The organism is Herbaspirillum sp. B65, from assembly GCF_000333555.1.
Classification (GTDB): Bacteria; Pseudomonadota; Gammaproteobacteria; order Burkholderiales; family Burkholderiaceae_D; genus Herbaspirillum; species Herbaspirillum rubrisubalbicans.
The window spans coordinates 1-4695 of sequence record NZ_BADI01000219.1 but is presented as its reverse complement, the minus strand read 5'-3'; the positions used below and the strand labels follow the sequence as shown (position 1 = coordinate 4695).

At 62.9% G+C, this 4695-nt stretch carries 3 protein-coding genes and 3 pseudogenes; 4 read left to right on the top strand and 2 right to left on the bottom strand.

The annotated features are described in order from the left end of the window. Positions 1-183: pseudogene (locus I5W_RS05665) on the bottom strand (protease modulator HflC); the annotation flags it as partial. Between the two features lie 75 nt (positions 184-258). Here I5W_RS05665 and I5W_RS05660 point away from each other — a divergent pair. From I5W_RS05660 to I5W_RS05645, 4 genes and pseudogenes are all read left to right on the top strand, one after another. Further along, positions 259-798 (top strand): annotated as a pseudogene (locus tag I5W_RS05660) (putative PEP-binding protein); the annotation flags it as partial. Positions 799-946: 148 nt separating this feature from the next. Continuing rightward, positions 947-1381, top strand: coding sequence for an NfeD family protein (locus I5W_RS05655; protein WP_017451081.1), 435 nt, complete (start codon positions 947-949; stop codon positions 1379-1381). 50 nt (positions 1382-1431) lie between these two features. After that, positions 1432-2343: an SPFH domain-containing protein gene (locus I5W_RS05650; protein WP_017451082.1), complete on the top strand. Its 912-nt coding sequence runs from the start codon at positions 1432-1434 to the stop codon at positions 2341-2343. A 3-nt stretch (positions 2344-2346) separates the two neighbouring features. After that, positions 2347-3627 (top strand): serine hydrolase domain-containing protein, encoded by a 1281-nt coding sequence (locus I5W_RS05645; RefSeq protein WP_252716911.1) that lies wholly within the window; start codon positions 2347-2349, stop codon positions 3625-3627. A 26-nt stretch (positions 3628-3653) separates the two neighbouring features. Here the strand turns inward: I5W_RS05645 and I5W_RS05640 are convergent. Continuing rightward, positions 3654-4695 (bottom strand): annotated as a pseudogene (locus tag I5W_RS05640) (ATP-binding protein); the annotation flags it as partial.

Sequence of the window (4695 nt, the reverse complement as noted above, 5' to 3'; positions counted from 1 at the left end):
CAGGTACTCCGCTCTGGAGGGTGGCGGCAGCTTGAAATGCAGGCCGGGTTCGGTGATGACCTGCTTGACTTCACCGAGGGCAAAGACGATGGCCGAGGAACGCTGGTCGACCACGAAGATGGTGGACGATGCCAGCCAGATCGCCACCACGGCGACGATGACGGAAGTAACGAGGCGGCCCATCAGCGCACCTCCCTTTCACGCGACTCGCGGGGATCGCGGTTTCTCGAATCTCGCATCAGCTCGGATGAATACACGGTGGCGCACGACTTCGCCGAAGCCTTCCAGATGGAATGCCAGGCCATGAAGCGCGTGCGTGAAGACATGGGCCTGACCAACGTCGAGGTGATGGTGCCCTTCGTGCGTACCCTGGGCCAGGCCGAGAAGGTCATTGGTCTGTTGGGCAAGTATGGTCTCAAGCGTGGCGAGAACGGCCTGCGCGTCATCATGATGTGCGAAGTGCCCTCCAACGCCATCCTGGCCGATCAGTTCCTGGAGCACTTCGATGGCTTCTCCATCGGTTCCAACGACCTGACCCAGCTGACCCTGGGCCTGGACCGTGATTCCGGCATGGAACTGCTGGCCGCCGACTTCGACGAGCGCGATCCGGCCGTGCAGGCCTTGCTGACCAAGGTCATCACCACTTGCCGCGAAAAGGGCAAGTACGTGGGTATCTGCGGCCAAGGTCCTTCGGATCACCCGGACTTCGCCCAGTGGCTGATGGAGCAGGGCATCGAGTCGATCTCGCTGAACCCGGATACCGTCATCGACACCTGGCAGCAACTGGCCAAGAAGTGATGAAGCTTTAAGCGTCACGGAAGACGGTCTTCAAAAGAAGTGAAAGGCGCGGGCAGAAATGTCCGCGCCTTTGTTTTTGCGAGAGTTCTATGTTCTCAAGCTGCGGTAGACTTGTGTTCTTTGCAGTTTTCTTCATGGGGATTCGACAATGACGGACTGGTCACTCTGGCTGGTGCTGGCCGGCGGGCTGCTGGGTGCAGAACTCTTCACAGGCAGCTTTTACCTGCTCATGATCGCGCTGGGCCTGGTGGCCGGTGCCATCGCGGCCTGGTGCGGGCTGATGCTGGAGTGGCAGTTGCTGGTGGCGGCCGTGGTGGGTGTGGCCGCCGTGCTGGGCTTGCGTCACAGTCCTTATGGCCGCCTGCGCCGCAGCAGCGCCAATGACGATCCCAATGTCTTGCTGGATATCGGCCAGAGCATCGAGGTGCCGGCCTGGCAAGCCCATGGCCAGCAATATCTCGCCCGCGTGCCGTATCGCGGCGCGCAATGGGATGTCGAGCTCTTGCCCGGCCATCATGCGCTGCCGGGCAGCTATGTCATCCGCGAAATCCGTGGCAGCCGCCTGCTGGTGGCGCCACGTTGATTTGACTGATTGGTACCGTTTTCTTCCCCCCTCGTTTTCAGGAGAATTCCATGCTGGGCAGCGTCACTCTGGTCATCTTCTTCCTCGCCATCGTCTTCGTCGTGCAGACGGTCAAGGTGGTCCCGCAGCAGCACGCCTGGGTGGTGGAACGCCTGGGCAAATACCACGCCACGCTGGCGCCGGGCCTGAACATCGTGGTGCCCTTCATCGACCGCGTGGCCTACAAGCACGTGCTCAAGGAAATTCCGCTGGACGTGCCGCCGCAGGTCTGCATCACCAAGGACAACACGCAGTTGCAGGTGGATGGCATCCTGTATTTCCAGATCACCGATCCGATGCGCGCCTCTTATGGTTCGTCCAACTACATCGCCGCCATCACGCAACTGGCCCAGACCACGCTGCGCTCGGTGATCGGCAAGATGGAACTGGACAAGACCTTCGAGGAACGCGACCACATCAACACCGCCATCGTCAGCGCCATCGATGAATCGGCAGAGAACTGGGGCGTGAAGGTGCTGCGCTATGAAATCAAGGACCTGACTCCGCCCAAGGAAATCCTGCACGCCATGCAGGCCCAGATCACCGCCGAACGTGAGAAGCGCGCCCTGATCGCCGCCTCCGAAGGCCGCAAGCAGGAACAGATCAACATCGCCACCGGCGAGCGCGAAGCCGCCATCGCCCGTTCCGAAGGCGAGAAGCAGGCTTCCATCAACCGCGCCCAAGGTCAGGCTGCCGCCATCCTTGCGATTGCCGAAGCCAGTGCCGAGGCCATCCGCAAGACCGCTGCCGCGATCCAGCAACCGGGCGGTTCGGACGCCGTCAACCTGAAGGTGGCCGAGCAATACGTGGATGCCTTCGGCAAGCTGGCCAAGGCCAATAATTCCATCATCGTGCCGGCCAACCTGTCGGACATGAGCGGGCTGATCGCCTCGGCCCTGCAAGTGGTCAAGCAACAGAAATAAGCCATGACACCACGATTCTTACGCCTTCCCGTGTTCCAGCCGCGGGCCTTCCTGCTGGCCGCCTCTTTGCTGCTGGCCGCCACCAGCGCCCAGGCGCAACCAGCCTCCGAGGCCGCTCTGGCGGCCCGGGTGGATGCCCAGATGGAGCAATTGCTGGGCCAGTATCCGGTGCCCGGCGCCAGCATCGCCATCGCTTATCAGGGCAAGCTGGTCTACCAGCGGGGGTATGGCATGGCGGTGACCGAATCCGATACGCCGGTTACGCCCATCACGCGCTTTCGCATCGGCAGCGTCTCCAAGGCGGTGACGGCGGTGGCGGTGCTAAAGCTGTTCGAAAATGAATTGCCGCAGGTGCTGGACCAGCCCGTCTTTGGGCCGCAGGGTCTGCTGCCCGATGCCGCCTATCCCGAGTTCGCCCAGCCGCTGGACCAGCGCGTGCTGAAGATCACCCTGCGAGAGCTGTTGCAGCACACCAGCGGCTGGGGCGGCAGCGACTACGATCCGCAATACGATCTGGTCAATATCGCCAAGGCACGCCAGGTGGCGGCCCCGGCTTCGGCGCGCGACGTGATCGCCTTCATGCTCAAGGAGCGACTGCTGGATGCGGCGCCGGGCACGGAATTCTTCTACAGCAATTTCGCCTACAACGTGCTGGGTCGCATCATCGAGCACAAGTCGGGTCTGCCCTATGAACAAGCGGTGCAGGCACTGGTGTTCAAGCCGGCTGGTATCGACGATGCGCGCATTGCCGGCGACCGCCGCAGCGAGCGTGCAGCCAACGAGAGTGGCTACTATGACGATGCGCGCTGGCCTGCCGTGGCCGATCGCGATGGCAGCGGGGCAATGGGGCCGGAATCGTATTTCGCACTGCATTTCAAGACCATGGATGCCAGCGCCGGCTGGGTGGCCACTGCCGCCGACCTGGTGCGCTTTGCCGACGCCACCCAGGGGCGTGGCGGGCCGGCCTTGCTACAGCCGTCCACGCTGGCATTGATGAAGCATCGCAATCCGAGTCTGGCCGAGAACAACTATGGCCTGGGCTGGGTGGTCACGCGCAGCAAGGGCATGGAAATCCTCTCCCACAGCGGCGCGCTCACCACCGGTACCTATGCCTACCTGCAATCGCGCGCCGATGGCTGGACCTGGGCGGTGCTGATGAATCGCTTGCCGATTCCCTATCCGCCGGAGCAGGGCGTGAGTGAACTGCAAGCCTTCCAGGTGGCGGTGCAGCGTGGCCTGATGAACGCCATCGTGCCTGTCGCGCCGGCAGCCGCTGCGCAGTAGGGGGCAGCGCTGCAGGCTGGCTGCGTTCAACTTTCCAGAGTCTGCCCGCGCACCGGTTCATCGGCCCATGAAGGGAGGGCGATGTCCACCCGCAGGCCGCCATCGTCGCGGTTGGCGGCGTGGATGAAGCCCTGGTGCGCTTCCACGATGCGTCGCGCAATCGATAGCCCCAGGCCGTGGCCAGCGCTGTTGCTCTTGGTGCGGCTGCTGCGGAAGAACAGTTCGAAGATGCTGTTCAATTCCTCTTCCGGCACGCCCGGCCCGCGGTCCAGGATGGACAGGTGCAGCAGCTTGTTGAACTCATCGATCTCGGCCACGAACTGTACTGCGGTCTCGGGAGCGGTGTGCTTGATGGCGTTGCGCAGCACGTTTTCGATGGCGCGATAGAGCAGTTCGGGGTTGCCCTTGACCTGCACCCGGCAATCGATGTGACTCTCGACCCGCTTGCCCAGGGCTTCGGCTTCGAAGCTGGCATCGTTGGTCATGTCGGCCAGCATGGCCTGGATGGCGATGGGTTCCTCCATCGAGCCGGGGACATTGGCTTCCAGCCGTGAGAGGGTCAGCAATTCCCCCACCAGCTTGTCCATGCGCACGCTTTCGCGTTCGATGCGTTCCAGGGTCAGCTCCAGCTTGTCCTTGTCTTGGACCCGCGCCAGGCCGATGGCCATCTGCAGCCGCGCAATGGGCGAGCGCAATTCGTGCGAGACATCGTGCAGCAGCCGCCGCTGGCTTTCCATCAGGGTGCGCAGCTTGGCGGTCATGGCATCGAAGTCGCGGCCGAGGTCGGCCAGTTCATCGTTGCGCGCACTCATCACCGGTTCCAGCGCCAGGTCCAGGTTGCCGTTGGCGGCCTGGTTGAAGGCATTCTTGAGATGCCGGATCGGGTGCGAGAAATACCACGCCAGCAGTAGCGCAAACACCAGGCTGGCCACCAGTGCCACGGCGATGGGCATGGTCGGAAAGAGAGCGGCTTGACGCCATGCCGCTTCATGTAGCGGGCTTCATGGCGCAGGATGTCGCCGCCCTCCGGGCGCCCGAATTCATCGTTGGGTACCGGGATGAACATCA

Excerpts from the sequence above, each read along its gene's own strand:
- I5W_RS05655 (WP_017451081.1), top strand. The coding sequence starts at position 947 with ATGACGGACTGGTCACTCTGGCTGGTGCTGGCCGGCGGGCTGCTGGGT.
- I5W_RS05650 (WP_017451082.1), top strand. The coding sequence starts at position 1,432 with ATGCTGGGCAGCGTCACTCTGGTCATCTTCTTCCTCGCCATCGTCTTC.
- I5W_RS05645 (WP_252716911.1), top strand. The coding sequence starts at position 2,347 with ATGACACCACGATTCTTACGCCTTCCCGTGTTCCAGCCGCGGGCCTTC.